At 43.7% G+C, this 25,583-nt stretch carries 31 protein-coding genes; 9 read left to right on the top strand and 22 right to left on the bottom strand.

Annotated elements, in window-relative coordinates:
- Window positions 1-15 precede the first annotated feature (15 nt).
- The 13 genes from dut to F8C76_RS12585 form a co-directional block, all read right to left on the bottom strand.
- Window positions 16-450 (bottom strand): dUTP diphosphatase, encoded by a 435-nt coding sequence (gene dut, locus F8C76_RS12645; RefSeq protein WP_129653943.1) that lies wholly within the window; start codon window positions 448-450, stop codon window positions 16-18.
- A complete protein-coding gene (locus F8C76_RS12640; RefSeq protein ID WP_152132057.1) occupies window positions 416-1,909 on the bottom strand; it encodes a lipopolysaccharide biosynthesis protein in 1,494 nt (497 codons plus the stop codon). Before F8C76_RS12640 ends, dut begins: the two co-directional genes overlap by 35 nt.
- A 131-nt stretch (window positions 1,910-2,040) precedes the next feature.
- Complete coding sequence (gene atpG, locus F8C76_RS12635) at window positions 2,041-2,898, bottom strand: ATP synthase F1 subunit gamma (RefSeq protein ID WP_152132055.1); 858 nt, start codon at window positions 2,896-2,898, stop codon at window positions 2,041-2,043.
- 80 nt (window positions 2,899-2,978) lie between these two features.
- Entirely contained in the window at window positions 2,979-4,559 is a 1,581-nt protein-coding gene (gene atpA, locus F8C76_RS12630; protein WP_152132054.1) for a F0F1 ATP synthase subunit alpha, read from the bottom strand.
- 2 nt (window positions 4,560-4,561) lie between these two features.
- Entirely contained in the window at window positions 4,562-5,101 is a 540-nt protein-coding gene (gene atpH / locus F8C76_RS12625) for an ATP synthase F1 subunit delta (protein ID WP_152132052.1), read from the bottom strand.
- Window positions 5,102-5,108: 7 nt separating this feature from the next.
- Entirely contained in the window at window positions 5,109-5,609 is a 501-nt protein-coding gene (locus tag F8C76_RS12620; protein ID WP_152132050.1) for a F0F1 ATP synthase subunit B, read from the bottom strand.
- 90 nt (window positions 5,610-5,699) lie between these two features.
- Window positions 5,700-5,891, bottom strand: coding sequence for an ATP synthase F0 subunit C (gene atpE / locus F8C76_RS12615; protein WP_053970734.1), 192 nt, complete (start codon window positions 5,889-5,891; stop codon window positions 5,700-5,702).
- 31 nt (window positions 5,892-5,922) lie between these two features.
- Window positions 5,923-7,062, bottom strand: a complete 1,140-nt coding sequence (gene atpB, locus F8C76_RS12610) for a F0F1 ATP synthase subunit A (RefSeq protein ID WP_152132049.1) — start codon at window positions 7,060-7,062, stop codon at window positions 5,923-5,925.
- Window positions 7,063-7,176: 114 nt separating this feature from the next.
- The gene (locus F8C76_RS12605; protein ID WP_152132048.1) at window positions 7,177-7,569 is read right to left on the bottom strand and encodes a hypothetical protein; all 393 of its coding nucleotides are present in this window, start codon (window positions 7,567-7,569) and stop codon (window positions 7,177-7,179) included.
- Window positions 7,566-7,802, bottom strand: a complete 237-nt coding sequence (locus tag F8C76_RS12600; RefSeq protein ID WP_129653935.1) for an AtpZ/AtpI family protein — start codon at window positions 7,800-7,802, stop codon at window positions 7,566-7,568. Before F8C76_RS12600 ends, F8C76_RS12605 begins: the two co-directional genes overlap by 4 nt.
- Window positions 7,780-8,211 (bottom strand): bactofilin family protein, encoded by a 432-nt coding sequence (locus F8C76_RS12595; protein ID WP_152132046.1) that lies wholly within the window; start codon window positions 8,209-8,211, stop codon window positions 7,780-7,782. The genes F8C76_RS12600 and F8C76_RS12595 overlap by 23 nt, the downstream gene beginning before the upstream one ends.
- A gap of 21 nt (window positions 8,212-8,232) precedes the next feature.
- Window positions 8,233-10,773, bottom strand: a complete 2,541-nt coding sequence (porW, locus tag F8C76_RS12590) for a type IX secretion system periplasmic lipoprotein PorW/SprE (protein WP_152132044.1) — start codon at window positions 10,771-10,773, stop codon at window positions 8,233-8,235.
- Window positions 10,774-10,887: 114 nt separating this feature from the next.
- Complete coding sequence (locus F8C76_RS12585) at window positions 10,888-11,901, bottom strand: GlxA family transcriptional regulator (RefSeq protein WP_152132042.1); 1,014 nt, start codon at window positions 11,899-11,901, stop codon at window positions 10,888-10,890.
- Between the two features lie 111 nt (window positions 11,902-12,012).
- Between F8C76_RS12585 and F8C76_RS12580 the strand changes: the two genes are divergently transcribed.
- The 4 genes from F8C76_RS12580 to F8C76_RS12565 all read left to right on the top strand — a co-directional run bounded on the left by F8C76_RS12580 (window position 12,013) and on the right by F8C76_RS12565 (window position 14,550).
- Window positions 12,013-12,330, top strand: coding sequence for a hypothetical protein (locus F8C76_RS12580; RefSeq protein WP_152132040.1), 318 nt, complete (start codon window positions 12,013-12,015; stop codon window positions 12,328-12,330).
- Window positions 12,327-12,986 (top strand): DUF2461 domain-containing protein, encoded by a 660-nt coding sequence (locus F8C76_RS12575; RefSeq protein WP_152132038.1) that lies wholly within the window; start codon window positions 12,327-12,329, stop codon window positions 12,984-12,986. The genes F8C76_RS12580 and F8C76_RS12575 overlap by 4 nt, the downstream gene beginning before the upstream one ends.
- Before the next feature lie 38 nt (window positions 12,987-13,024).
- Window positions 13,025-13,393, top strand: coding sequence for a SnoaL-like domain-containing protein (locus tag F8C76_RS12570; protein ID WP_152132036.1), 369 nt, complete (start codon window positions 13,025-13,027; stop codon window positions 13,391-13,393).
- Window positions 13,394-13,500: 107 nt separating this feature from the next.
- On the top strand, window positions 13,501-14,550 hold the full coding sequence (locus F8C76_RS12565) for a ferredoxin--NADP reductase (protein ID WP_152132034.1): 1,050 nt from the start codon (window positions 13,501-13,503) through the stop codon (window positions 14,548-14,550).
- 10 nt (window positions 14,551-14,560) lie between these two features.
- Here F8C76_RS12565 and F8C76_RS12560 read toward each other — a convergent pair whose 3' ends face one another.
- Entirely contained in the window at window positions 14,561-15,340 is a 780-nt protein-coding gene (locus F8C76_RS12560; protein ID WP_152132031.1) for a patatin-like phospholipase family protein, read from the bottom strand.
- Between the two features lie 277 nt (window positions 15,341-15,617).
- On the opposite strand from F8C76_RS12560, the gene F8C76_RS12555 reads away from it, so the two are divergent.
- The 3 genes from F8C76_RS12555 to arsS all read left to right on the top strand — a co-directional run bounded on the left by F8C76_RS12555 (window position 15,618) and on the right by arsS (window position 17,852).
- A complete protein-coding gene (locus tag F8C76_RS12555; protein WP_170284024.1) occupies window positions 15,618-16,331 on the top strand; it encodes a TIGR04282 family arsenosugar biosynthesis glycosyltransferase in 714 nt (237 codons plus the stop codon).
- An 86-nt stretch (window positions 16,332-16,417) separates the two neighbouring features.
- A complete protein-coding gene (locus F8C76_RS12550; protein ID WP_116216706.1) occupies window positions 16,418-16,753 on the top strand; it encodes an arsenosugar biosynthesis-associated peroxidase-like protein in 336 nt (111 codons plus the stop codon).
- A gap of 10 nt (window positions 16,754-16,763) precedes the next feature.
- Window positions 16,764-17,852 (top strand): arsenosugar biosynthesis radical SAM (seleno)protein ArsS, encoded by a 1,089-nt coding sequence (gene arsS, locus F8C76_RS12545; protein ID WP_211372153.1) that lies wholly within the window; start codon window positions 16,764-16,766, stop codon window positions 17,850-17,852.
- Window positions 17,853-17,882: 30 nt separating this feature from the next.
- Here the strand turns inward: arsS and F8C76_RS12540 are convergent, their stop codons facing one another.
- From F8C76_RS12540 to F8C76_RS12530, 3 genes are read right to left on the bottom strand one after another with little or no spacing between them, the layout of a single operon-like run.
- On the bottom strand, window positions 17,883-18,320 hold the full coding sequence (locus F8C76_RS12540) for a hypothetical protein (RefSeq protein ID WP_152132027.1): 438 nt from the start codon (window positions 18,318-18,320) through the stop codon (window positions 17,883-17,885).
- Between the two features lie 30 nt (window positions 18,321-18,350).
- Complete coding sequence (locus F8C76_RS12535; protein WP_129653924.1) at window positions 18,351-18,641, bottom strand: hypothetical protein; 291 nt, start codon at window positions 18,639-18,641, stop codon at window positions 18,351-18,353.
- Between the two features lie 17 nt (window positions 18,642-18,658).
- Window positions 18,659-19,300: a hypothetical protein gene (locus F8C76_RS12530; RefSeq protein ID WP_152132025.1), complete on the bottom strand. Its 642-nt coding sequence runs from the start codon at window positions 19,298-19,300 to the stop codon at window positions 18,659-18,661.
- A gap of 384 nt (window positions 19,301-19,684) precedes the next feature.
- On the opposite strand from F8C76_RS12530, the gene F8C76_RS12525 reads away from it, so the two are divergent.
- Window positions 19,685-20,302, top strand: coding sequence for a TetR/AcrR family transcriptional regulator (locus F8C76_RS12525; RefSeq protein WP_129653922.1), 618 nt, complete (start codon window positions 19,685-19,687; stop codon window positions 20,300-20,302).
- On the opposite strand, the gene F8C76_RS12520 is transcribed toward F8C76_RS12525, so the two are convergent.
- Genes F8C76_RS12520 through F8C76_RS12510 form a run of 3 tightly spaced genes read right to left on the bottom strand, consistent with a single transcriptional unit; the run spans window position 20,299 to window position 22,905 of the window.
- The gene (locus F8C76_RS12520; RefSeq protein ID WP_249042411.1) at window positions 20,299-21,372 is read right to left on the bottom strand and encodes a glycosyltransferase family 9 protein; all 1,074 of its coding nucleotides are present in this window, start codon (window positions 21,370-21,372) and stop codon (window positions 20,299-20,301) included. The two genes, F8C76_RS12525 and F8C76_RS12520, sit on opposite strands and share 4 nt — an antisense overlap.
- Window positions 21,332-21,937: a DUF4254 domain-containing protein gene (locus F8C76_RS12515; protein ID WP_152132023.1), complete on the bottom strand. Its 606-nt coding sequence runs from the start codon at window positions 21,935-21,937 to the stop codon at window positions 21,332-21,334. The genes F8C76_RS12520 and F8C76_RS12515 overlap by 41 nt, the downstream gene beginning before the upstream one ends.
- Before the next feature lie 38 nt (window positions 21,938-21,975).
- Window positions 21,976-22,905 carry a DUF6427 family protein gene (locus F8C76_RS12510; RefSeq protein WP_249042410.1) on the bottom strand — a complete coding sequence of 310 codons (930 nt, stop codon included), beginning with the start codon at window positions 22,903-22,905 and terminating at the stop codon, window positions 21,976-21,978.
- Between the two features lie 39 nt (window positions 22,906-22,944).
- Here F8C76_RS12510 and F8C76_RS12505 point away from each other — a divergent pair, with 39 nt between their 5' ends.
- A complete protein-coding gene (locus F8C76_RS12505) occupies window positions 22,945-23,166 on the top strand; it encodes a DUF6341 family protein (protein ID WP_152132018.1) in 222 nt (73 codons plus the stop codon).
- On the opposite strand, the gene purD is transcribed toward F8C76_RS12505, so the two are convergent.
- Both purD and F8C76_RS12495 read right to left on the bottom strand, forming a co-directional pair.
- Complete coding sequence (gene purD, locus F8C76_RS12500; protein ID WP_152132016.1) at window positions 23,161-24,432, bottom strand: phosphoribosylamine--glycine ligase; 1,272 nt, start codon at window positions 24,430-24,432, stop codon at window positions 23,161-23,163. The two genes, F8C76_RS12505 and purD, sit on opposite strands and share 6 nt — an antisense overlap.
- Window positions 24,433-24,609: 177 nt before the next feature.
- Entirely contained in the window at window positions 24,610-25,581 is a 972-nt protein-coding gene (locus F8C76_RS12495; protein WP_152132014.1) for a UDP-glucuronic acid decarboxylase family protein, read from the bottom strand.
- Window positions 25,582-25,583: the final 2 nt, after the last annotated feature.

Genomic DNA, 25,583 nt, shown 5'->3' with positions numbered 1-25,583 from the left:
TTGTTCGTGTTTATGCTATTTTGTTCCGGTACTTCCAAAGCCGCCTGCGCCCCTATCGGTTTCTGAAAGGGAATCCACTTCTTCCCATTCAGCACGTTCATGCTTTGCCAATACCATTTGGGCAATCCGTTCACCATTTTCAACAACAAATGCTTCAGAGGACAGATTCACCAAAATTACCCCCACTTCTCCACGGTAATCTGCATCAATGGTTCCCGGGGCATTTAGGACAGATATCCCTTTTTTGGCCGCCAAACCACTTCGGGGCCTTACTTGGGCCTCATAACCAACGGGGAGCTCCATAAAGATACCCGTGGGCACAATGGCCCTTTCCAAAGGTTTCAATGTGATTGGGTTTTCCAAATTTGCCCTTAGGTCCATCCCTGCAGAGGCCAATGTTTCGTAATGGGGCAGCTTATGACTTGACTTGTTGATTACTTTTATTTTCACGCTTTAAAAATATGCTTCTTAGATTATCTCCTTCCATTCTATAAATCAGCATCAAAAATAACAAAAGAAGAAGGCTGCCTGCTATTAAATTTCTATTAAAAACATAGAAAGAGAGAACGGAAAACAACAGCGAAACCAAAAGATAGAAGATTATCTTTCGCATATTATACGGTACCGGATAGTATTTCCTGCCAAAGAAATAGGACAGGAGCATCATACTCCCATACGCGGCCAACGTAGCCAAAGCGGATGCCATATATCCCATTTTTGGAATCAATGCAACATTGATGATCAGTGTGATCAAGGCCCCTATGGAGGAGATATAGGCCCCAAATTTGGTCTGGTCCGTGACCTTGTACCAAACGGAAAGGTTGTGGTAAATGCCCAGACAAAAGCTTCCCAAAAGGATTATGGGCACCACATTGAGCGCTTCCCGATATATGGCATTCCCCAACAGAATTTTGGCCAATACATCCACGTAGACCACTACCCCAAGTAGGATGATACTCCCCAAGATTACAAAGTAATTGGTAATCTGGGCATAGGTTTTTTGTGGCTTTTCCGATTTAGCATGACTGAAGAAGAAGGGCTCCACACCCATCCGGAATGCCGTGCCGAACAAGGTCATGAACAAGGCCAATTTATAACATGCGCTATACTTTCCCACTTCGGCCTCGGCGATGTCCTGGGGCAACATTTCGGTGAGCAAAATCTTATCAAAGACCTCATTGATCGTAAAGGCGACTCCGGCCAACATTACCGGCCCTGCATATTGGAGCATCTGTTTCCATAGTACCGAATCAAAAGTGTAGGGAACTTTTATATAAGTGGGCAGTAAGATCAACAGGGTAATGCCACTGGCAATGACATTTGAGATCAGTACATAATGGATTTCCCAATCTGTTTTGTAAATGGAATGGAAGAAACCACTTTCTGCTTCTTGGGCCATTTGGGGCAAAATGAGCAGAAAAAAAACATTGAAGGCCAAGTTGATGGCTACGTTGATGGTTTTCAATACAGCATACCGCATGGGTTTTTCCTGTGCCCTCAACAGGGCGAACGGGATAATGACCAAGGCATCCAAAACCAGAATAAATGCAGTGAACTTTATATAATCCGGATTGATGTTGGTTACCCCGGACAGCCATTGTTTTACGGACAAGGCCAAAATCAAAAACAGCAGCGATGACCCCAACAGGGAGATAAGTGAGGTGGAAACCACCTTTTCCTTATTCTCATTCTTATGATAAAACCGAAAAAAAGCCGTCTCCATCCCATAGGCCAAAAACACATTGAAAATGGCAATCCAAGCATAGATATTCGTGTATTGCCCATAACCTGATGCATTTTCAAAGACTGAGGTATACAGGGGAAGCAGTAGAAAGGAAATAACCCTCGGCAAAACTGTGGCGAGGCCATAGATAAAAGTCTGCTTAAAAAGCCTTTTTAACGGGTTCAATAGGTGTGTTCTTTAAAACCTTTTAAATAAAGTCACAAGTTACACAAAACCCTTTAGTCCACTGGTGTCAAAATTGACCAAACAAAAAAGGCCGCTTGAAGCGGCCTTTTTATATATAATTCTTATAAAGTCTAGTTGTTCAATGCCTCCGCACCACCAACAATCTCAAGAATTTCGTTGGTAATGGCCGCCTGACGTGCTTTGTTGTACGTAAGGGTGAGTTCGTTCTTCAACTCGCCGGCATTATCAGTTGCTTTGTGCATGGCTGTCATACGGGCACCGTGCTCACTGGCAAAGGAATCACGAATGGCCTTGTACAATTGGGTCTTCAAGGATTTTGGAATCAGTTGTTCCACAATCTCCGCTTTGGATGGCTCAAAAATGTAATCTGAAGCCACTGGAGCGTCTCCTTCAACAGAAATGGGCAAGAACTGTTCGGTCATGACAATCTGTGTGGCCGCGTTCTTGAACTTGTTGTATACCAATTCTATCTTATCATAACTGCCCGAAGCAAATTGCTCCATCAAGAAATCTGCAATGGCAGCAACATTGTCAAAGGTCAAATCGTCATAGACATCACTGTGGTTGGCCACAATGGTGTTCTTCTTCCCAAGGATGTCGTTCCCTTTCTTTCCAATCGTAACAAAGTCTACCTGCTTGCCCGCATATTTGTCGGTCACCAAATTATTGCTCTGCTTGATGATGTTGGAATTGAAGGCACCACAAAGCCCTCTATTGGAAGTAATGGACACCAACAAAACTTTGTTTACGGGCCTGCTTTCCGCGAATTTGCTTCCACCATCACCTTCCAAACTGGCACTGAGTCCTTGAAGGAGCTCCGTAAGCTTATCGGCATAGGGACGCATTGCGGTAATGGCATCCTGGGCTTTCTTCAATTTGGCAGCAGAAACCATTTTCATGGCACTGGTAATCTGCATTGTTGATGAAATGGATGATATCCTGTTCCGTATTTCCTTTAGATTCGCCATACTATTGTTTAGTATTGAGATTCCAGTATTGGGTATTGAGTGCTTTTACGAACCCAATACTAACTACTGAATACTTTGGACTAATTTTTATACTTGCTTGAAAGGTCTTTACAAACCGCTGTCAAGGTTTCGGTTACCTCATCGGTCAATTTACCGGCTTTAAGGGCATCCAAAACATTTCTGTGCTTGGCGTTCAAAAACTCCAAGAAGTCCTTTTCAAACTCTTTTACCTTATCCACAGGAACATCCCTCAACAAGTTTTTGGAACCTGCGAAGATGATGGCCACCTGATCTTCCACGGTAAAGGGATCGTTCTGACCTTGTTTCAAGATCTCCACGTTTCTACGTCCTTTTTCGATTACGTTCAAGGTAGCGGCATCCAAATCGGAACCGAACTTGGCAAAGGCTTCCAATTCACGGAACTGGGCCTGGTCCAATTTCAAGGTACCTGCTACTTTCTTCATGGATTTGATCTGCGCGGAACCACCCACACGAGATACCGAGATACCTACGTTGATCGCAGGACGTACCCCTTGGTTGAACAAGTCTTGCTCCAAGAATATCTGACCATCGGTAATGGAAATTACGTTGGTTGGGATATAGGCGGAAACGTCACCTGCCTGGGTTTCAATAATAGGAAGTGCTGTCAATGAACCCCCACCTTTTACAATCGGTTTCAACGAATCGGGTAGGTCGTTCATGTTCTTTGCAATCTCGTCATCGGCAATCACCTTTGCGGCACGCTCCAACAATCTTGAGTGCAAATAGAAAACGTCACCAGGGTATGCTTCACGTCCTGGAGGTCTACGCAACAACAAGGATACCTCACGATATGCAACGGCCTGTTTTGACAAATCATCATAGATGATCAAAGCAGGGCGTCCAGTATCCCTAAAATATTCTCCAATGGCAGCGCCAGCGAAAGGGGCATATACCTGCATTGGGGCAGGGTCGGATGCATTGGCCGCAACGATTGTGGTATACGCCAAGGCTCCTTTGTCTTCCAAAGTTTTGGCGATGGCTGCAACGGTAGATGCTTTCTGACCTACGGCAACGTAAATACAGTACACAGGCTCACCGGCATCGTAAAATTCTTTTTGGTTGAGGATGGTATCGATACAAACCGTGGTCTTCCCTGTTTGCTTGTCACCAATTACCAACTCCCTCTGTCCACGACCTACAGGAATCATGGCATCGATAGCCTTGATACCGGTCTGTAGCGGCTCATTTACAGGTTGTCTAAAAATTACACCAGGGGCCTTACGCTCCAAGGGCATTTCATAGGTTTCCCCAGCAATAGGTCCCTTACCATCGATTGGGGCTCCCAAGGTGTCAATGACACGACCAACAATTCCTTCACCAACATTGATGGATGCGATACGCTCTGTTCTTTTTACAGTGGCACCTTCCATGATTTCTTTGGATGGGCCCAACAATACCACACCAACGTTGTCTTCTTCCAGGTTCAATACGATACCTTGCATACCGCCATCAAACTCCACCAACTCCCCGTACTGGGCATTGGAAAGTCCATAGACACGGGCAATACCGTCACCTACTTGTAGCACGGTACCTACTTCGTTCAACGAAGCGCCTGCTTCAAAACCTGATAATTGTTTTTTCAAAATTGCTGAGACCTCAGCGGCTTTTACTCCTGCCATTTTTATAGACTATTTGTAAATTCTCTTTTTAATCCGTTCAATTTGTTGGCAATGCTCGCATCGTATTGGGTATCGCCAACCCTAAGCACAAATCCACCAATGATGGCTTCATCCACCTTGTTTTCAATGGTGACCTTGTTGCCTGTAGCTTTTTTCACTTCAGCCAAGATTTTCTTTTCCAAATCAGCCGTCAAAGGAACTGCAGTGGTTACATAGGCTACTTCCTCTCCCTTCATTTTTTCGTGAAGGATGATGTATTTATAGGCCACTTCCTGTAGCATTGCAATCCTTTTGTTGTCTACCAAGGTCTGGATAAGTCCTTTGGAGATTTCGTTGGCATCCTTGAAAATTTCCAGCAATGCACTTTTCTTGAGCTCTGATTTTACGATAGGGCTTTCCAAAACACTTTGGAGCTCCCCATTTTCAGATATCGTTACAGCAATGTCACGCATGTCTTTCTCAACGGCATCTGCCGCTTTCTTTTCGACTGCGTAGTCCAAGGTTGCTTTTGCGTAGCGTATGGCTGCCCTGTTTTGGTTCATGCTCTAATTAGTTCAGTTTGATATCCCCCAACATGTCCTCGACCAACTTCTGTTGTTTTTTGTTGTCGGACAACTCTTCTTTGATGATCTTTTCCGCGATTTCCACGGAAAGGTTGGCCACTTGTGCCTTGATGTCGGCAACAGCCGCTTTTTTCTCTGCTTCAATGGCAGCTTGGGCTTGCTTGATCATCTTGTCGCCTTCAACCTGCGCTTGTTCCTTGGCTTCTGAAATGATGCTTTCCTTGATTTCCCTAGCCTCCTTCAACAACACATCTCTTTCGGCCTTGGCTTCCTTCAACAGTTTTTCGCTGTCTGCAGTAACGTTCTGCATTTCCTTTTTGGCAGCCTCGGCAGCTTCAAGGGCATCCTTGATTCCTTCTTCCCTTTTTTCAACCGCACCTAGAATAGGCTTCCAGGCATATTTTCGCAACAACAACAATAGGCCCACGAAGAGCAACAATTGCCAGAAAAACAATCCGAAGGAAAACTGTTCGATTAACTTATCCATGTTTCTAACTATTAAATCTTTACTATATCATTTAAATCAATGAAGGGCCATAGCCAACCGCTATGGCCTTCATCAATACTGTTACGGTTATTAGGCTGCAAAAAGAGCGGCGAAACCGATACCTTCAATAAGGGCTGCTGCGATCAACATAGCAGTTTGGATCTTACCAGAAGCTTCAGGTTGACGAGCAATGGCTTCCATTGCCTGACCACCGATTCTACCGATACCCAATCCTGCTCCGATTACGATCAAACCAGCACCTACGATGTTTGGAATTGTCATGATATATGAATTTAAATATTAAACGTTCTTCTTAATGGTGATCTTCTTCCACTGCCATTCCAAAATAAAGGGCCGACAACATGGTGAAAATATAGGCTTGCAATGCGGCAACCAACAATTCCAACAACGAAAGTGCGAATGCCAATACAAACGATAATGGACTTCCTATCCAGTTCTGAAAAATGAACATAAGTCCTATAATACTCATCAATACTACGTGACCCGCAGTAATGTTGGCGTACAAACGAATCATCAACGAAAATGGCTTGATGAAGGTTCCCAACAATTCTATCGGTGCCAAAATAATTTTCATGGGAGCAGGCACGCCCGGCATCCAGAAAATGTGTTTCCAGTAGTTTTTGTTCCCTGAGAATGTGGTAATCAAATAGGTGATCAACGCCAAGGCAAAGGTCACCGCAATATTGTTGGTCACGTTTACACCAAGCGGCGTAAGTCCCAACAAATTGATGATCCACACGAAAAAGAATACGGTAAGCAAATAGCTCATGTACCTTTTGTATTTGTGCTCACCAATATTGGGGATGGCAATTTCATCACGAACGAAAAGCACCAAAGGCTCCAACACCCTTCCCATTCCTTTGGGCAGTCTGTTCTTTTTGTAATTATTGGCAACGCCACGGAACATGAAGAACATCAACAAACCGACCAACATGATGAAGACCACGTTCTTGGTTATGGAAAAATCCAACGGCTTTACATTGGTGGGATGGGCATCATCCACTACCAAGTTTTCACCAAAAGCATCCTCTTCATGGGTTTCCTCTTCATGATGCGCACCAAAGTTGATGGTGCCTTCCGCGTCTGTCCTGTAAATTTTATTGTGGTATAGCGTGTAGTAGTTGCCATCCACTTCTGCGACGCCCTCGCCGTGCTTTAATTTGGCGGAGGAAAAAACCTTGAGGCCATTGTCCCACAAAATCACTGGCAATGGAAAACCAATGTATTTGTGCTCCCCTGCATCCGTGGTATAGGAATACAGTGTAAAGTCATGGGAATCCAGAAGGTGGTGGTCAATGTATTCCTTGATTTCGGTCTTCAAATCATGGGCTCCGGTTTCAACTTCCTGTGCCCCATGATCTTGGGCCGATAAAATCCCCGCGGCCATAAAAACCACGGCGGTCAATTTTTTACTTAATAACGAATATCGCATATGATGCAACTATGGGTCCTCAAAAATCGGTGCAAAAATACATTGCTCATTCAAAAGAAAAAAGCTTTTACAGTATTATTTACAGTATTGATTTTTTTGTTGATTTTTTGGGCTTTATCTCACAGAATTAAGCAGTTTGCCCAAAAAGAGGGTTTCCAAGGTCAGGGAATAGAGGTACGGGACAAAAAAAGCAAGGAACTCTGCGCGTTCCAAAACACCATCTGCTTTATATCCGGAATAGAACGCCACGAAGAAAACGCCAAATTTTAAAAGACTTCCTATCAAAAAAAAGAACCCTAGATAATCGCGATACTTGTTCCTGTAAAAATAAATGGCAAAGAAAATGAGACAGGCCAATATGGAATTCAACAGATAGCTTTTTATCAGCTGGTTTCCATAGGGTTCATAACCATACAAGACCTGCAACTTGGCATGGCCCAAAAAAAGAAGGATCGATCCAACGACCAACCCTATTGTAAAAATGATGGGAATAGACCTATTCTTCAATTGTTGATTCTTTTCAATTGCTGGACCACCAAATATATGGAAACCGCTACGCCAAACAAGGTACATATGGGCAAGAACACCTTTTCGGTCCCGTAATGGGTGTCCAACCATCTCCCTCCTTTGACCGCCAAATAGATGATGGCACCCATTTGTATGGCCATCCCCGACAAGCGGGCCGCCTTGTTTAAGGTGTCTCTTTGCTTGTTCTTATTAGGAAGCTTTTGCTGGCTCATTGCTCTTGGTGGACTGCAATTTTGGCGCCGATCCGGACGTACTTGCAGCTCCTTTGCCCATGGTACAGGCCGCATTGAAGGTAGCTCCTGGCTCCACGGCCAATTTGGACACGGACACGGTGCCTTCAATAATGGCGGAAGCCTTTAATGAAAGTAGTTCCGCTACCGAAAGCTCTCCATTGAACTTTCCTTCAATATCAGCATTGACACACTCAACTTTACCATTGATGTAACCGTCCTTGCCAATGACCACTTTACCGGAGGTCTTTACATTGCCTTCCAGTTTCCCGTCGATTCTAAAATCGGCTTCGGAAGTAATGTCTCCTTTAATTTTTGTGTTCTTCTCAATTCGGTTGGGCTGTCCTCCAAATTCATTCATAGGTCGTGGTTTTTTGTTGTCAGAAAACATTGTGTTCTAGGGTTTTGGGGTTTAAAATTGTGCTTTGTAAGATTCTAAATTTTTATGTACTTGTATAATTTTATAGTTATCCGATAAAATTACGAAATTCTCATCGTTGATGCGGTAGTCCCTATTGTTTTTTATGAGTTCGGCGAAGCCCAAAGCAAAGTCCCTGGAGCGGAAACCATGGACAACAACAAACTCATCTTCAAGAGTATAGATGTCCTTGGAAATAGCATTCCTGTAATTCAATTCCTTGATGGCTTCCATAAGTCTCTCCTGAAGCTTTACGGCTTTTTCATCATCCCTTATCTTAAATGGAAAGACCACTTTCCAATTTCCTGCCCCGCTGGATCCAGTCTCCGGTGAAAAATCCTTTTTCTCCAATTTGGGAAGCTGTTGCTCCACCATTTCCTCGGCCTTCTTTCCTTCTGGATTATTGGGATAGGTCAATGCCACATAGTTCAAGGCTTCCTTAAACGGCTCAAATCCTTGCAGACGACCAATGGCATTGGCTTTCAGCATTTCAAATTTGGGTACAATGGGATCTCCCGTGAATTGGTTGATATATCGCTCCGACTGGGTAATGACCTGAAGGAACTCTTGCTTCTGATATAATTTAAAAAGTGCCGCATACCGTGCATCCGGACTATCAGTGCTTCCCTCCAGAACGGCCTGCGGATTCAACAGAATCTCTGCATATCTAGTATCTGGGTGATTGGCAATGATGTCCTGTTTCATGTTCTGGGCCAAAGGACTGCCGCTCTCCTCATAAATCTTGAACAGGTTGTATTTGGAAGGTAGTATCAAACGCTCTTCGGGATTGGAGGCCAATACCTTTTCCAATTTAGCCGCGGCCAAGAGGTTGTCCTTGAATTTTTCCTTATAAATAAGCCCCAATTGGTAGTTGGCAAAGTTCCTTTCTGTCCGAAGGCTATCTATCTCTGCAACATCGGTGGGAATCTGGTTCAGATAATACTCGGGTGAATATCGTTGGTCTTCCGTAAGGTTTGCTCCGGATGCGTCATTGCCCGCCACCAGTTCTCCGGTAGCTTCAGATACCAAGGTCCGGGATTTATTGCTCCAGCGCCAATCGTCCTCTAAAGTCCGGTCTCCCCAACGGGTCTTAAAATCGTTTTTACCATACCCCAAGCTCGTAACATTATAAAAATAGAACTTGCCCTGGTTCTGCTTCCCTCCCTTGCTCTTGGCAAAAGTGGCAAAACCTGCAGCTGCTTGCTGCTGTTTCTTCTCTTCCTCTGCTTCCGCTTTGCGCTTTAGTTCGGCGATATAGTCCTCAAAATACGCTTTGCGCTCCGTTTCCGGCATTTCGTATAGCGTTATGATGCTGTCCGTATGCTGCACAATATCTTCGTACTTGATCACATCTTCCAGATTGTCCAGCTTCTTTTTAATGTTCCTGAACTGTCGGGTATTCTCTTTGAGATTGGTCAACGTACTATCATAGTATGCTCCAGCGGTTTTGTACGCATCCTCATCAAAATAATAATCGGCTAGGCTTTGGTAGTTAAGGGCATTGAGCTTTTGTTCGCCTTGTGTGGCCTTTAGTGATTTGTTGTAATACGCCAGTGCCAAACTATCCGATTCATTGGCCAAATGGAATTGGGCCACTTCACGATAAATTTTATCCAAAAAGGGGCGGTTCTCGCGGTTCTCCTCCAATTCGGTGAGATATTCCAACAGCTCTTCTCTATTCCCATCGGTAAGTTCCGTATTCTGGATTTTCTGTAGATGCGCGTTGATCATGTACACTCGCGGAGACCTGCGGTTCAATGCAATCACTTTGTCGAAGGCGTAATTGGCACTGTCTTTATGCCCCAATTGGTCGTACAACTGGCCAATGATAAACAAATACCTTCCTTTTTCAGGGTTCTTTTTGGTATAGGCTTGGGCAATCTTGAGTTTTTGAATGGCCGTATCCGGTGCATTCAAATTGATGTAGCACTGCGCCAAAACAGCATTGGCATCGGCATATTCCTGATCTTTTAGCGACTCGTACTTGAACAATCGTTTAAGGTTTTTGATGGCCACTTCCGGATTGTCCAAACGCATGTTGGTCTTTTCCCTCCAAATAGTGGCTTCGTTCAACTTATCGCTCTGCACATATTTTCTGAGGATGTAATTAAAAGATTCCAATGCAGGGATATACCGTTGATCAAAGTAGCGTGCCTTGCCCAAAAGCAAAAAGGCTTCATCCGTTTGCGGATTGCGCTCTTGGTCCTTAATGTCCATGCTATGCTTTTGGATGGCCTTGGTGGCCTTTTCCTCTGCAATGATGAAATTGGGGTTGTTGTCCTCGGAATCGAGTTTTATCTCATCGGTCACCTCCAAACGTTCCACGGGAAGAATTTCCCAATAATCGTCCCGATAGCTCTCATTGAGTTCCTCGCGGCCTTGTTCAAAGGCAATATTCCCATTGTACAGGGTATTGTACTTGGTGTTGAGGGCGTGCCAGTTTCGGTTGATGAACTTGTCCTTTTGGGTGGAACAGGATTCAAAAATCAACCCTGCCAAAACTATGGCGATGAAAAGTATGTTTCGAAGCTTCAAAATTATCGATGATCTTGTGTAACCTTAACTGAAAAAAAACCAGATTATTATAAGGCTCATCGATAAAGTGTTGGATTTTTTATTTGCTCCTTGGTCAAAGGTGAAATCGTCCCCTTACCATGCCGTGGTACGTTCCGGATTCAATACCGTCATATTGTATTTGGCCTTATAGGCTACGGGCGACAGTCCCACGTATTTTTTGAACACCGTCCGGAACGCCTTTTGATCGACATACCCTACTTGATACATCACTTCATTCACGTTTTGCTGGGTGCTTTCCAGACTACGTTTGGCCGCCTCTATTTTTACTCGCTGTATGTATTCCAAAGGGGTGTTTTGGGTGGCTTTTTTAAATCTTCGGACAAAGTTCCTACTGCTAATGGCCGATTTTTTGGCCAATTCCTCAACAGATATCTTATCGGTTACATTGCTCTCAATAAAATTTTGCGCTTCCTTGATCGCCATATCATTATGTTCCTTTTGTCCCTGAAAAATGACAAATTGATTTTGGTCTTGCCGATCGATCTCAATCTCAAAATATTTTGAAATATAAATGGCCGCATCCCTACCGCAATATTTTCCAACAAGGTGCAGCATAAGGTTCAAAAAGGAGTAAGCCCCACCACTGGTATAGATGCCATCTTCCTCGGTCACTATTTTATTGGAAACAAGATTGACCTTGGGATACATCTTCTTGAACATTTCCATGGCGGCCCAGTGGGTAGAGCATTGTTTGCCATCCACCAATCCTGTCCGTGCCAGAACAAAGGCGCCCATGCACATGCTTGCCACCTCGGCATTGTGTATGTTCCGTTGCTTTAGGATCCAATCCACAAAGGGGTTGTTCTGTTCCAGTTCCTCCAAGAATCTATCTGTTTTCAAAGCTGGAATAAGTATGATGTCCGTTTTTTCGACTTCATCAATGACCTTATCACAATGGATGCTAAAAAGTCCATTGTACAAGGAATGATCCCTATCCAGTCCTACCAAATGGATATCAAAAAAGTCATCGCTCCTAACCCCACTATTCTTTAGAAAACGGTTGGTGGCGGACAAAATCTTATAGGGGCCAACCACACTGCTCAGTATGGTATTGCCTTTGGGCACCAAAATACTTACGTGTTTCATAATCATTGGTTTACAAAGGATAAATGTAAGGTTTCTGTTTGGCAGAATCAACCCTTAAAAGTGTCCTATTTGCCCACAACTATGCCTTTTTTCCTTTTGTAGCTTTGGTTCATGGAGTTTGAAAAATTCAGTGAAATACGGGAAAAATATTGCATAACCTATGTAGAGGTCACTGAAGGCAAAATGATGAGCTCCCCTGCCATGCACTATAAAAAGAAGGTATTTGCCTTCTTCTCCAAAAGCCACACCATGGTTTTTAAATTGGGCAAGGATTTTCCTATTGAAACTCTGGACATAGCACTTTCAGAATTCAGTCCCTTCAAGACCAAAAAACCGTTTAGGGGTTGGTACGAGGCCAGTTTTGAAGACCATGGACATTGGGACGCCCTAACTGAATTGGCATTGCACCATATACAACAGGATACATGATCACAAAAGAGTACACTTTATTTTTTGAGGAACTGACCCAAAACAACCATAAGGAATGGTTCCATGCAAACAAGAAAAGATATGAGGAAAAGGTGAAATTGCCCTTTTTGTCCCTAATGCATGGGTTGTTGCAAGAATTGACCTCATGGGATGGACGTATTCCCCCCAATGCGAAGAATGCCCTGTTCCGTATCAATAAAGATGTCCGGTTTTCCAAAGAAAAAACCCCTTACCATACCGTACTTAAGGCGGAATTTTCGCCTCATGGCAAAAAATCCATGTTACCGGGCTACTACCTTGGCATTGATGCCACGACCATTCATGTGGGTGGTGGTCTGTTCACCCTTCGCCCACCGGAGCTCCATTTGGTACGGGAACATATATCCAAGAATTCTTCTGGACTTGAGGATGTGGTTAACGATTTAACCTTCATTCAAAATTTTGGTCGCCTGAAAGGGGAAAAAAGCAAACGCTTGGATAAAAACCTTCTTCAAACGGCCAAAAAAACAGCACTGATCTATAACAAACAGTTTTACGCCATGGCCGAGTTTCCACTGGAGCCTTTTTACAATTCGGAAGAACTACTGGATGAAATCTTGCTCCATTTTAAAGCCATTAGACCCTTGAACATGTATCTAAACCAAGCCTTTGACTGAACTAAAGTTTATTCTTTAATCATAAAAACGAAACAAACATGAGCACACAAGAAATTGCAGACAAATTGGTGGCCTTCTGTAGGGAAGGCAAGTTCAACGAAGCTTACAGCCTTTACGCACAAGATGCCGTAAGTGTTGAAATGCCCGGAATGCCCAATGAAGTTACCCAGGGACTTGACAACATTCTGGAAGGTTTTAAACAATGGGGCGAAAGTATTCAGGAAACCCATGGAGGGTCTGTTGGTGATCCCGTAGTGGTGGGCAATCATTTTGCCGTGGCCATGACCAGCGATGTTACATTTAAGGATGGCAACCGTATGAACATGGAAGAAATTTGCCTCTACCAAGTGGCAGACGGAAAAATAAAGAAGGTCAGTTACCATTACGATACTTCGGCCATGTGCTAGAACTTTTCACCTAAAAACTCAAAAAGCGCCACTTCCATGGCGCTTTTTTTATGGAATGGGCTTTCAAAATGAGCTGAATGCTTAATTTTGCAGCAAAATTGGTTTTTATGAGCGATTCCCACGCATTGCAGATTACCGCAGTGGATGCATTGACCCCAAACGCAGTAGCCCTCACCTTTGAAGTTCCAGAAAATCTTAAGGATGTATATGCTTACGAAGCTGGACAATACATTACCATAAAACATCAGCTCAATGGAAAGGAACTTCGTAGGGCCTATTCCATTTCTTCAGCCCCTTCTTCCGGGAAACTGACCGTAGGCATCAAAAAAATGCCGGAAGGTACATTTTCTGTCTATGCCAATGAATCCTTGAAAGCAGGAGATGTATTGGATGTTTTGCCGCCTGATGGCCGCTTTGTATTCCATAAGGATACACAACCAAAAAATGTAGCTGCTTTTGCCGCTGGGAGTGGTATAACCCCCATCATGAGCATCGCCCAAACCGTTTTGGAAAGCCATCCGGAAAATATTTTTGTGCTGGTTTTTGGGAATCAATCCCCCGAAGAGACCATGTTCTTTCAGAAAATACAGGAACTGAAAGAAGAATATACCAATAGGTTTTTTGTTCAATACATTTACAGTCGCGCCAGGGAAAATGACGCCCTTTTTGGTCGAATAGACACTTCCACCATAAACTTTGTGGTAAAGAACAAATTCAAGGACACCGCTTTTGATGCCTTTTACCTGTGCGGACCGGAAGAGATGATCCATGCCGTTTCAGATACCTTAAAAAGCAATGGTGTTGATGGGGACCGTATCCATTTCGAATTGTTCACCAGTACCGATACCGAGGATACCATGGCTGAAAACTTGGAAGGTATGACCCAAGTGGAGGTGATTTTGGACGATGAGACCTTTTCGTTCACCATGGATAAAAAGAAATTGGTGCTCGATGCCGTCCTGAACGAAGATATTGATGCCCCTTATTCATGTCAAGGAGGCGTGTGCAGCAGTTGTATTGCACGCATCAAGGAAGGAAAGGCAGAAATGGTAAAAAACCAGATTCTTACCGATGGTGAAGTGGCCGAAGGTTTGATCTTGACCTGTCAGGCCCACCCCTTGACGCCTAAGCTTGTGGTGGATTATGACGATGTATAGATTCTCTAATTTATTGAGTTGACAACATTCTCTCCATGGCCCTGCTGCCATGGTCATAACCTATGGTAAAGGCATTTTCTATGCCTTTTTTGTCCAAAACCCCAATTTTATCAAGCTCCTTGGGTTCGATGGAAATGTTGCATTCGGCCAATTTTGCCCTGTTGGATGCATAGATCATCAAACTGGTGACCCTTCCGGCCAACTGCAGGGAGTTTTTAAGGTCGTTCTTGTGTACTTCGGCCGCAATGGAAACATTACTGCCAATAACGTATGAAGTGTGTTCATCCACATATTCCTTTGGAAAATTGTTCATGATGCCCCCGTCGGCATAGAGTACCCCATCAATGTCCACCGGACTGAAAACCGGGGTCAGAGCTGCAGAGGCCAGTAGAGGTTTGATCAATTCCCCTTGGTTGAACATGCGCTCCTCTCCTTTCAATAAATCAGTCGCCACCACATAAAGAGGTTTATCCAAACTTTCGAACGTATTCTCGGGAAAATAGCCCTTAAAGATTTTGAAATAGCGTTCCGTGTCTATAAACCCAGGCTTGTTGATGGCAAAAAAGCTATACTGGAACAAGGGGGTCTCCCTAAAAAAGCTCAGCATACTCTCTACCGAATTCCCATTGGCATACAACGCTCCTACCAATGCCCCAACACTGGAACCGGCCACAAGGTCTGCCTCTACCCCGTGTTCCCGCATGGCCTTGATCAGTCCAATATGGGCCATTCCACGAACACCTCCCCCGGAGAGTACCAAGCCTACTGATTTTGTCTGTGACACATCCATTTTTAGCGCATTTTGGAGGTTAATTTTACGGATAAACAGGCCTTCATTTACCGACCCGCCAGTCTGTTTTTGCTTTCAAGCGGCCTATTTTGGGTAGCTTGTCGAGGGTTTCTCGATTTTAATCCTCAAAAAGATAATGGCCTGATTATCAAAACCGACTTCTTGGTCGGTTTGTTAAATTTCAATTTTCACACAAGAAAATGTAATCAAAAATAGTATCCCTCGACCAATTTCTATGCTAAGATTATTGTAAGTTTAGGATAATTAATTGGTTGATTTGTCCCTAAGGTCCATTCAAAATACCGCCATTCTTGTTTTCGCAAATTCTGCGAAACGTGATAGTGATATCAAAAAAATAGGGGCTGATGTCACCCTCTTCGAAGCTTTGACCGCTCAAACCTTGGAGATTACTGAAGCTTCCGGTCTACCGTATTATCATTTAACAGAGAAGGAACAGCATGGCAACACTTTTGGGGAACGTTTTACCCATTCCCTCCAATCGGTTTTTGATAAAGGCTATGCCAATGTCATTGCCATAGGGAACGATAGCCCCCAGCTCAAAACGCATCATCTGCTCGAGGCACACCGATTACTTCAGCAAGGGAAATCCGTCTTGGGCCCATCCATGGATGGAGGGTTTTATCTTATTGGGTTTCATCGTAGCCAGTTCAACCCAGAGCAATTTCAGGCCTTGCCATGGCAATCGTCTTCCCTGCTCAAGAAAACGCAGACCTATTTTGCCTCAAATGGGGGACCCGTAACCTTGTTGAACGTATTGATCGATGTGGATTCAAAAAGGGACATCAAGCGACTTTTCAATTTTACCAAAACCTTGGCCAAAAGATGGCTGGCGCTTTTTTCCATCATCTTTCATCAAAAAATGGCTATTGACAATATCCACAAGAAGGTATTCAAAACCAATTTTCTGGACATTCCTTTCAACAAGGGTTCTCCTTTTTTTCCTTTCCCAACACCTGTTGTCCAAGTTTAACTACTTGGACACTCCTATTACCTTACTTTTTTATATCCATCCCAATACTTGGGAGATGTATTTTTTAAACCACTAAAAAGCAAAACATGGCAAACTCATATTACGACCCGGCGGACCTACGCAAATTTGGCAACATCACGGAATGGAGCGAAGAACTCGGAAGCAAATTCTTTGACTACTACGGAAAAGTCTTTGAGGAAGGTGCACTTTCCGCCCGTGAAAAATCCTTGATTGCATTGGCTGTGGCCCACGTGGTCAAATGTCCCTATTGTATTGATGCCTATACCAAAGATGGCCTGCAACGGGGCATTACCAAGGAAGAAATGATGGAGGCCGTACATGCCGGGGCTGCCATAGAAAGTGGCGCCACGCTGGTCCACGGGGTCCAGATGATGAACAAGTACAACAAATTATCCATGTAAACCTATAACCATGGCGGAAAGCATAATGCCACAGCTTAAAAAAGCAGCGAAAAAATCCCTTAAGGCCCGTGAGAACGAACTGGCCCATACCGAAAAGCAATTGGAGGTCTTGAACGGCGGTCTGTTTGCCGATGGGGAGCTGCCCTATTTTAAGGATAAAATCGCGGAAATTGGTCATTCCCCCCTCAGGCCCAAAGCGTTGGAAATTCTACAGATCAATGTAGGGTATATGTGCAACCAAGTCTGCGAGCACTGCCATGTGGATGCCGGACCGGACCGCAAGGAAATCATGACCCGTGAGACCATGGAACAGTGTTTGGAAGTCATCCGAAACACGGGCGCCCACACCTTGGACCTTACCGGCGGCGCCCCAGAGATGAACCCCAATTTTAGATGGTTTGTGGAAGAGGCTTCCAAAGCTGGCATCCAGGATTTTATTGTCCGTTCCAATCTGACCATCATCCAGGCCAATAAAAAATATCACGATTTGCCAGAGTTTTTCAAAAAACACAATGTGCATGTGGTGTCTTCCATGCCGCACTATACCCGGGGCAAAACGGACAAGCAACGTGGGGATGGAGTTTTTGACAAATCCATTGAGGCCCTGCAACAACTCAATGCCGTGGGCTATGGCATGCCGGGCAGTGATTTGCGATTGGATTTGGTCTATAATCCCTCGGGGGCATTTTTGCCCAGTGACCAAGCGGCCATGGAGCGTGATTTTAAAAAGGCATTGAAGGAGGATTTCAATATTGAGTTCCACAATCTGTTCGCGATTACCAATCTGCCCATTTCCCGGTTTTTGGATTACCTCATCGCTTCGGACAATTATGAGGACTATATGTATTCATTGGTGGAAGCGTATAACCCGGCTGCGGTTGAAAACGTGATGTGCACCAATACCATTTCCGTAAGTTGGGACGGTTGGCTCTACGATTGCGACTTTAACCAGATGCTGGACCTAAAAGTGGCGAGCAAGGTAAAGCACATCAAGGATTATAATGAGGAGGTGTTGAACGACCGCAACATTGTGATCTCGCAACATTGCTATGGCTGTACGGCCGGGGCGGGGAGCAGTTGTCAGGGGACGGTGGCTTGATTTTGGAGATTTACCCCTTTCAAGCTTTTTTCAGTAATACGGCTTGCCTTCAATTGCAATAGCCTTGTTATCCTCTATTCTATAATATTCATACCCATCATAGGTATTGTAGGGAGGGTATGGCAAGCACTTGATATAGACCTCTTGGGTTTGAAGGTCCTTGTATGCTTGAACAGACTGGAACTTGGAGGGCAATATGGTTTTTTTCTGCCCATCAGAAATTCCCAGTCCATAAAAATCATCTGTCCGGTCCACGCCACCGCCAAAGCCTATGGCCCAAATATGTTTGGAATACTTGTATTTTTTGATGAGATAAAATGTCCCCTCTTCTTGCTGGTTCAATATAGATAGCTCCTCACTGTTCTTTATATGGTCTGTCCCCATCAAGGCTAGTCTTGGGTAGGGGTTGCCAAAAAAACAATACACATATCCAACCACAAAGAGTATGACCACTCCTACTAGTATCATCTTTATTTTAAATCTTTTATGCATTATTTGCTATCTATCATCCCTCTGCATAAGCCAAAGGGATATCTGTTCCCTTGTCCAATCTTTTGGAAAATGTGCTCCTTTTCTGTTGGTATAATGCTTTAGGCTCTCCTTTGCTTGATTAAGACAGTGGACGAAATCTTTATCATTCAGTTGGTCAAAATACTCCGTTTGGATATACCATCCATCTACCAATTCAAATATTCTGCCCATTAACTGATTGTCTTTTCTTCGATATATCGCAGATGAAGTAAACCCATCTTCGGGGCTGCCCAAAACTTGGAAATAATATGTGTCCATCTTAAATCAATGCTTTTCTATTCATAGTTTGCGTTGTCCCAAATCAGCAATCCCTCAATATTTTCTATGTTGAGTCCTTTTTCTTCATTGATTTTGTTGAGATGCTGCCCAAAGCTTTTAAGCTCCTTCTTGGCCACTTCCACTGCTTTTTTTAGTTCTTTTCCGTCAACACATAATTTCAAGCGGGGCGGATTAGGTTGGAACGGTTCATCGAGCTCCCGAACCGAAAAATCAAAAGTGATCTTGCCTTCCTTAAAAGAAACTTGCGGTGCAGGGTGTCCTTCGCAGTATGAGTTTTCCTCCATGGCAATCCGTTCCCAATACCAGATATCGCTTAGTTCTCCGCAACACTGCGGAAAAAATTGATCTTGATGGCCAACCCGTAAAACATACCCGCCAAAAAACGAACACATTTGCTCCCTTTCAAAAATTCCTTCCCGCATTTCCTGTGTATGGTCCAGTATAAGCTTGGTGAGGTTTTCCCCTGAAACATCGGAAAGCTTGTAAAAAAACAATCCTTTTTTATAGGGCTTTAACCCTGCCTTTTTATGGCACTCATTATAATATTGTTTCCATATTTCGGGGTTCTTATCGCTAGGAATTCCTATTTCCTGATCACTGCAATCAATTTCTAGGACCGGTATCAATTCAAGTGACATCCCGCTGGTTTTTTATGATGATCCATGAACAAATGCATTAAAAATTGTTTGGGGCCAATCAGACGCATATCCAATATCGGTGTGGAAGTTCATGTTTTTTTGACCCATTGGGCTTCAACATTTGACGGATACCCCTTGACAATTGACCATTATGCCTTATCAGTTGACAAATGATATCCATATTGCTTTTCAAAGCCTCTTTTTCAACCCCAAAAACCAACCCCTGAACCGACCCACCGGTCTGGTCCGTTTTTCAAGGATTCGGTTTTTTATCGGTTTTTGAACACTTCACCGATTTTTCGCACAGCTACGTCTTTAATTCTTTGGTAGGGCACTATTCCTTAAAATCTTTGTTACCGACCAAACAGTCTAAACCCAAATCTTATGCAAATGACCCTCAAACGTAGAGAGACCATGCACCGTCTGTGTGGAAAAGGCCTCGAAATCTTTAATGAAAAAGGCTATTACAACACCAGTTTGGATGACATCCTCAACGAACTGTCCCTTTCCAAAGGGGCCTTTTACCACCATTTTAAATCCAAGGAGGACTACTTCATCAATATTGTACAAAACTTGATCGTGCAGAAAGTATATGCCTTATTGGTAGAGCCCTTGAACCATTGTGAAGATCCTTTGCCCGCCATTTTGGAGAGCTTGGAAAATGCCTTGGAACCCGGCAAAAAGAATGAAATGGCCTATGGTTTTATGCTGAATGATTTTTTGACGGAGTTCAACAAACGTAACGAGGAGATCAGCAATCACCTAAAAAGCATCCTGAGCGTTTGGGAAGTAAATCTGGTATCTGTCCTGAAAAGGGGAAAAGTAGATGGCCATATTGCCCGTCATGTGGATTGTGAAGGTGCCGCCACCTATATTATTGCCTCTTTCTTGGGCATGCGTTCCCTTATGATGGATTCTACCAACGGACAGTTAAAATATCAGTACATTCAGCAATTGAAGCAGTACTTCAACGCCATAGCTGCCCATAAAGTGGCTGCTTAGGTTTCTAGAATCTGCAATAGTCTATCCACCACTTTTCCCGGCGCAATTGTCTCCATTACGGATTCGTACCCTTTGGGTACCTTGTTCCCATACACCGAGGTGGGTATTTGCGGATATCGCTCCCGGTCGGCCAAAAGCGCATTTTCCATGGGTTGGTTGAAGGGGTAAAATCCGGTATAGGGATGCGTAACCCCCCAAAGCGTCACTACGGGAATCCCATAATTGGTCGCCAAGTGCGCATTGCCACTGTCCATGGAGAGCATGACATCCAGATTTGAAATAAGTTCCAATTCTTCCGATAAACTCAATTTTCCGGCCATATTCAAGGTATTGGTGAATGAGTTTGCCAATTCCTGTAATTTTTGCACCTCCATGGCGCCTCCACCAAAAAGTAATATTTTATACCTATTGGTTTTGTCCAATGACTGAATGATTTCCTTCATGAGGTTCAAAGGGTACATTTTGCCTTCATGCGCCGCAAAGGGAGCAATGCCTACCCATTTCTTGGTGTCTTGCTGTACCAGGCCCAAAACCTTTTCCGAAAGTTGTAGGCGCTCCTGTGGCGCTGTTTTGGATAAATCAATGGAAAAGCCCAATTTTTCAAACACATCGGCATAACGTTGATGGGTTGTCCTTAATGGTTTAAAGACCTTGTTTTTGGGTCGGGTGAGTGCTTTCTTTTCAGCTCGTCCTTTGTCAATTTGTACAAACGGAATCCCTTCAAGGGCAAAGTACTTTTTCAACACCCTGCTCCGCAACACATTATGCAGGTCGGCCACGGCATCAAATTTCAACGGTTTCAATTCTTGGTACAACCGCCATAACCCTAAGAGTCCTTTGTGCCTGTTTTTCACATCGGCTTCATAGACTTCCACTCGTTCCAAGCCTGAGAAAATAGGCTTGAACGCCTTTTTGGTAAGCACTGTGATCTGTAATTGTGGATTTTCATCCGTTAGGAAACGAAGCACAGGAACGGTCATGGCCACATCCCCCATGGCAGACAGACGGATAACAAGGATTCGGGTGTATTTACCCTTTTTGACCACGGAGTACGGGATTGAGTTCCTCATCGTTGTACATCTTCATCTGTTTGTAGACTTTCATGTACTTATTTCCCGCCTCAATATCGGCCAATAACTGATCAATCGCGGTAGATAGGTCTTTTCTTTGTTCCAGAAGCACGCCAAGCTTTTCACTGCATTTTTTGATATGCTCCGGAGAAGCATCGGTTCGGTTGGCCTCCTCTTGCATATGATAGATCTTTAGAGCCAAAATGGAAAGCCGGTCTATGGCCCATGCAGGACTTTCCGTGTTGATCGTGGCATTTTCCTTGACTTGTACCGATTGGTATTTATCTAGAAAGTAGCTATCAATATATTCCACAAGGTCTGTGCGGTCCTGATTACTGGCATCTATCTTGCGTTTAAGGTCCAAGGCAGCCACGGGGTCAATTCCTGGGTCCCTGATGATGTCCTCGTAATGCCATTGTACCGTATCTATCCAGTTTTTCCTATAGAGCAAATGTTCCACTTTATCCTTTGGATAAGGATTGATGAACTCTTGATAAACATCATCTTTGATATGATAGGTGTCTATACTTTCCTGAAAAATTGTAAAGGCAAAATCACTGAACATGAATCATCGTATTTTGGGCAAAGATATTGGTTTATGGCTTACCAATTCAGGTGAAAACCAAAAAGCACTATGGGAACCAGTATGCAAAGAGCCAAAATGGCTTCTTTGAGTTTTGTCCTCCTGATGGACTCGATATAATTGGCCATGAAAACTCCCGCCGGGAAAATCGTAAAAAGAACAACCGAGCTATCTTCTTCAGCAAACCAGCCTATGACCAACCCCAAGACAAAAGCCAGAAACACCACCCGTAGCTGAACCAATTTTCCGCCACCCGTTTTTCTCATTTTTAAAAATACCACAAAGACCGTCAACAAAGTCAGAAGCGTATAGATAAGCGTTTTTGCGCCAATATTTCCCAATGATGAAAGAGAAATTGTTTCCAAAGAAAAACGATAATGGTCCCAAAGAAAATCCATTGAACCGGATACCCGTAATATCGCAAACACAAGAATGAAAATAGTGCCAACACCCATGAAAGGAATCAGCCAGTTTTTGAAATTCTTCCGATCATATACGTTAATGACCACAAATACAATCAATAAAAAGGCTAGGGCCCACTCATAAAAAAGGCTTGCGATGCAAATCAGTAACGAAGCGTCAAAAATTTTATGCTTTACATTTTTTATGGATTTAATGGACAACAGTCTCCAGATGGCCAAAAGGATAAAAAAGTTGGCAAAAATGATATTCTCCTGTTCAAAAGTATCCGGGAAGGCTCCCAAAAGCAACACAAAAAATAGCATGGCATACGAATTGGAATCCGTAACCTTCTCCATACGAACTATCTGGCCGGTGGCAAATACCATTAGCAGTAAGGAGAAAAGAATCAACAACTTAAAAGGAATTTCCTTGCCGATCGGGCCTGTGTCCAATGCGAAAAAAACGCTCAGAACGTAAAAAAGAACCAAAAAAACAGAGAGGACAATGTAATTTATGGGTTTTGTTTTGCCGAAAAAGCTTGAAATCATCCTTTCTTTTGCTACTTTTGTACAGTAAATATAGCCAAGATGAGCAAGTTTTTTTACGGTATAGAAGACTTATTTGTAAACCACCTTTTTGCCCCCTACGATTTTTTTCGCTTTACCCACAGCTGGTGGGGAGCCAATTCCATTAATTGGATTTTCTTCGTCATCGGTTTTATCGCCATGATCTATTGGATGAAGCAGTTGAAAATCTTCAATGACAATGGTGAGGAAGACAAGAGCATAAGCTCCCATTCTTACCTATAGATCAAATCCTAGATCTTTTCTGTAGTACATCCCATCAAAATGGAGCTTTTCCATATTTTGATAGGATTTCTGCAACGCTTCCCTAAAATCGTTCCCAAAGGAAGTGATGGCAATGACACGCCCTCCATTGGTGACCACTTTTCCATTAGCTAGTTTGGTCCCTGCATGGAATACGATCGAATCATGGATGTTTTCAGCTCCAGTGATTGCCTTTCCCTTTTCGTAAGCCTCGGGATAGCCCCCGGAAACAGCCATAACTGTTGTAGCGGTCCTTTCATCAATCTGTAGGTCAATCTGGTCCAACGTTCCATTGGCCATGGCCGAAAGCACTTCAACCAAATCGCTTTTAAGGCGAGGTATAACGACTTCGGTTTCTGGATCTCCCATCCGTACATTGTACTCAATGACCTTGGGTTCGGCGCCTACTTTAATCAGTCCTATGAAAATGAAGCCCACATAGGGCAAATTGTCTTTTTTAAGCCCTTCTACAGTCGGTTTTACAATTTCACGCTCAATCTTATCCATAAAGGCCGAATCGGCAAATGGAACCGGGGAAATGGCGCCCATGCCCCCTGTGTTGAGTCCGGTGTCCCCTTCTCCAATACGCTTATAGTCTTTTGCTGTGGGAAGAATTTTGTAGTTGCTACCATCTGTGAGCACAAAACAGCTGAGTTCTATACCATCCAAAAACTCTTCGATTACTACTGTAGCACTGGCATGGCCAAATTTGGAATCGATCAACATGGATTTTAGTTCATCCTTGGCTTCTTGCAAATCCTGAAGAATCAACACACCCTTTCCTGCTGCCAGACCATCTGCTTTTAGAACATAAGGAGGTTTTAGGGTTTCCAAAAAGGCATAGCCTTCCTCCAGATTGTTCCCGGTAAAACTCTGATAGGCTGCGGTGGGAATGTTGTGCCGCATCATGAACTCCTTGGCAAACTCCTTACTACCCTCCAAAGCGGCGGCCGCTTTTTGCGGTCCAATAACCGGGATATGATGTAATGAAGTGTCATTTAGAAAAAAGTCATGAACTCCGTTCACCAACGGATCTTCAGGGCCCACTACCACTAAATCAACACTTTCTTTGATTACCAACTCCTTGATGGCATCAAAATCGTTTACACCAACCTCAACGTTGGTGGCAATATTAGCCGTGCCGGCATTCCCCGGAGCGACTAAAAGATTTCCTGTTATTGGACTTTGTGAAATTTTAAGGGCAATGGCATGCTCTCTTCCACCAGACCCTAGGACCAAAATGTTCATGAAAATAGTTTTGGCAAAAATAACCTAATTCAAATTGAATTTACGGGTTATTGGAAAATGATCTACAACTTACTGTTCGACACGAATTTCACGAATTCCCACTACTTCAATATTGAGATAACCCCAATAGATTTCTCAGTCGCTCCTCTTCATTGAAATGACAATAAGCCAATGATATTACGGCAAAAATTCCCTGTGAGATTCCCACAGTTGATCGTGTGGAAGTGATTTAAAATAATCAAACACCTTTTTAAGTCCCTCCGAGCGATGTACTTTGGGCTCCCAATTTAGAATTTCCTTGGCCCGGGATATATCGGGCTGTCTTTGCAAGGGGTCGTCTTGTGGCAAGGGTTTGAATACGATTTTCTGATCGGTTCCGGTAAGTTTGATGATTTCCTCTGCGAATTCCAGAATGGTGGTCTCATCTGGGTTTCCTATGTTGATGGGTTCTACATAATCACTCATCAGCAAGCGATAAATCCCTTCTATCTGGTCGTCAATATAGGTGAACGAGCGAGTTTGCGAGCCATCACCAAAAACGGTAAGATCTTCACCTCGTAAAGCCTGACCCATGAAGGCAGGCACTACACGGCCATCGTTCAACCGCATACGGGAGCCATAGGTATTAAAAATCCGCACAATACGGGTGTCCAGTCCATGGTGTCTGTGATAGGCCATGGTAATGGACTCCATAAAGCGCTTGGCTTCATCATACACTCCTCTTGGACCAATAGGGCTAACATTACCATAATAGTCTTCGTTCTGGGGGTGTACCAAAGGATCTCCGTACACTTCCGAAGTGGAAGCCACCAAGACCCTTGCCTTATGATCCCTTGCCAAACCCAAAAGGTTCAACGTGCCCAAGGAACCCACTTTCAAGGTCTCAATAGGAATCTTTAAATAGTCAATGGGGCTTGCAGGCGAAGCAAAATGGAGGATATAGTCCATTGTTCCCGGGACATGGACAAATTTGGACACGTCATGGTGAAAAAACTCAAAACGCTTCAGATGGAAGAGGTGTTCAATATTCTTCAAGTCACCTGTGATAAGGTTGTCCATTCCAATGACATGATGGCCCTCGGCAATAAATCTATCGCAAAGGTGTGAACCAAGAAATCCGGCTGCTCCGGTGATAAGGGTTTTTTTCATGT

This window comes from Flagellimonas olearia, from assembly GCF_009184425.1.
Classification (GTDB): Bacteria; Bacteroidota; Bacteroidia; order Flavobacteriales; family Flavobacteriaceae; genus Flagellimonas; species Flagellimonas olearia.
The sequence above is the reverse complement of the archived record's forward strand: the minus strand, read 5'-3'. Positions and strand labels throughout refer to the sequence as shown.

Excerpts from the sequence above, each read along its gene's own strand:
- atpG (WP_152132055.1), bottom strand. The coding sequence starts at position 2,898 with ATGGCGAATCTAAAGGAAATACGGAACAGGATATCATCCATTTCATCA.
- atpA (WP_152132054.1), bottom strand. The coding sequence starts at position 4,559 with ATGGCAGGAGTAAAAGCCGCTGAGGTCTCAGCAATTTTGAAAAAACAA.
- atpH (WP_152132052.1), bottom strand. The coding sequence starts at position 5,101 with ATGAACCAAAACAGGGCAGCCATACGCTACGCAAAAGCAACCTTGGAC.
- F8C76_RS12620 (WP_152132050.1), bottom strand. The coding sequence starts at position 5,609 with ATGGATAAGTTAATCGAACAGTTTTCCTTCGGATTGTTTTTCTGGCAA.
- atpE (WP_053970734.1), bottom strand. The coding sequence starts at position 5,891 with ATGACAATTCCAAACATCGTAGGTGCTGGTTTGATCGTAATCGGAGCA.
- atpB (WP_152132049.1), bottom strand. The coding sequence starts at position 7,062 with ATGCGATATTCGTTATTAAGTAAAAAATTGACCGCCGTGGTTTTTATG.
- F8C76_RS12600 (WP_129653935.1), bottom strand. The coding sequence starts at position 7,802 with ATGAGCCAGCAAAAGCTTCCTAATAAGAACAAGCAAAGAGACACCTTA.
- F8C76_RS12595 (WP_152132046.1), bottom strand. The coding sequence starts at position 8,211 with ATGTTTTCTGACAACAAAAAACCACGACCTATGAATGAATTTGGAGGA.
- F8C76_RS12585 (WP_152132042.1), bottom strand. The coding sequence starts at position 11,901 with ATGAAACACGTAAGTATTTTGGTGCCCAAAGGCAATACCATACTGAGC.
- F8C76_RS12580 (WP_152132040.1), top strand. The coding sequence starts at position 12,013 with ATGGAGTTTGAAAAATTCAGTGAAATACGGGAAAAATATTGCATAACC.
- F8C76_RS12575 (WP_152132038.1), top strand. The coding sequence starts at position 12,327 with ATGATCACAAAAGAGTACACTTTATTTTTTGAGGAACTGACCCAAAAC.
- F8C76_RS12570 (WP_152132036.1), top strand. The coding sequence starts at position 13,025 with ATGAGCACACAAGAAATTGCAGACAAATTGGTGGCCTTCTGTAGGGAA.
- F8C76_RS12565 (WP_152132034.1), top strand. The coding sequence starts at position 13,501 with ATGAGCGATTCCCACGCATTGCAGATTACCGCAGTGGATGCATTGACC.
- F8C76_RS12560 (WP_152132031.1), bottom strand. The coding sequence starts at position 15,340 with ATGGATGTGTCACAGACAAAATCAGTAGGCTTGGTACTCTCCGGGGGA.
- F8C76_RS12550 (WP_116216706.1), top strand. The coding sequence starts at position 16,418 with ATGGCAAACTCATATTACGACCCGGCGGACCTACGCAAATTTGGCAAC.
- arsS (WP_211372153.1), top strand. The coding sequence starts at position 16,764 with ATGGCGGAAAGCATAATGCCACAGCTTAAAAAAGCAGCGAAAAAATCC.
- F8C76_RS12540 (WP_152132027.1), bottom strand. The coding sequence starts at position 18,320 with ATGATACTAGTAGGAGTGGTCATACTCTTTGTGGTTGGATATGTGTAT.
- F8C76_RS12535 (WP_129653924.1), bottom strand. The coding sequence starts at position 18,641 with ATGGACACATATTATTTCCAAGTTTTGGGCAGCCCCGAAGATGGGTTT.
- F8C76_RS12530 (WP_152132025.1), bottom strand. The coding sequence starts at position 19,300 with ATGTCACTTGAATTGATACCGGTCCTAGAAATTGATTGCAGTGATCAG.
- F8C76_RS12525 (WP_129653922.1), top strand. The coding sequence starts at position 19,685 with ATGCAAATGACCCTCAAACGTAGAGAGACCATGCACCGTCTGTGTGGA.
- F8C76_RS12520 (WP_249042411.1), bottom strand. The coding sequence starts at position 21,372 with ATGAGGAACTCAATCCCGTACTCCGTGGTCAAAAAGGGTAAATACACC.
- F8C76_RS12515 (WP_152132023.1), bottom strand. The coding sequence starts at position 21,937 with ATGTTCAGTGATTTTGCCTTTACAATTTTTCAGGAAAGTATAGACACC.
- F8C76_RS12510 (WP_249042410.1), bottom strand. The coding sequence starts at position 22,905 with ATGATTTCAAGCTTTTTCGGCAAAACAAAACCCATAAATTACATTGTC.
- F8C76_RS12505 (WP_152132018.1), top strand. The coding sequence starts at position 22,945 with ATGAGCAAGTTTTTTTACGGTATAGAAGACTTATTTGTAAACCACCTT.
- purD (WP_152132016.1), bottom strand. The coding sequence starts at position 24,432 with ATGAACATTTTGGTCCTAGGGTCTGGTGGAAGAGAGCATGCCATTGCC.
- F8C76_RS12495 (WP_152132014.1), bottom strand. The coding sequence starts at position 25,581 with ATGAAAAAAACCCTTATCACCGGAGCAGCCGGATTTCTTGGTTCACAC.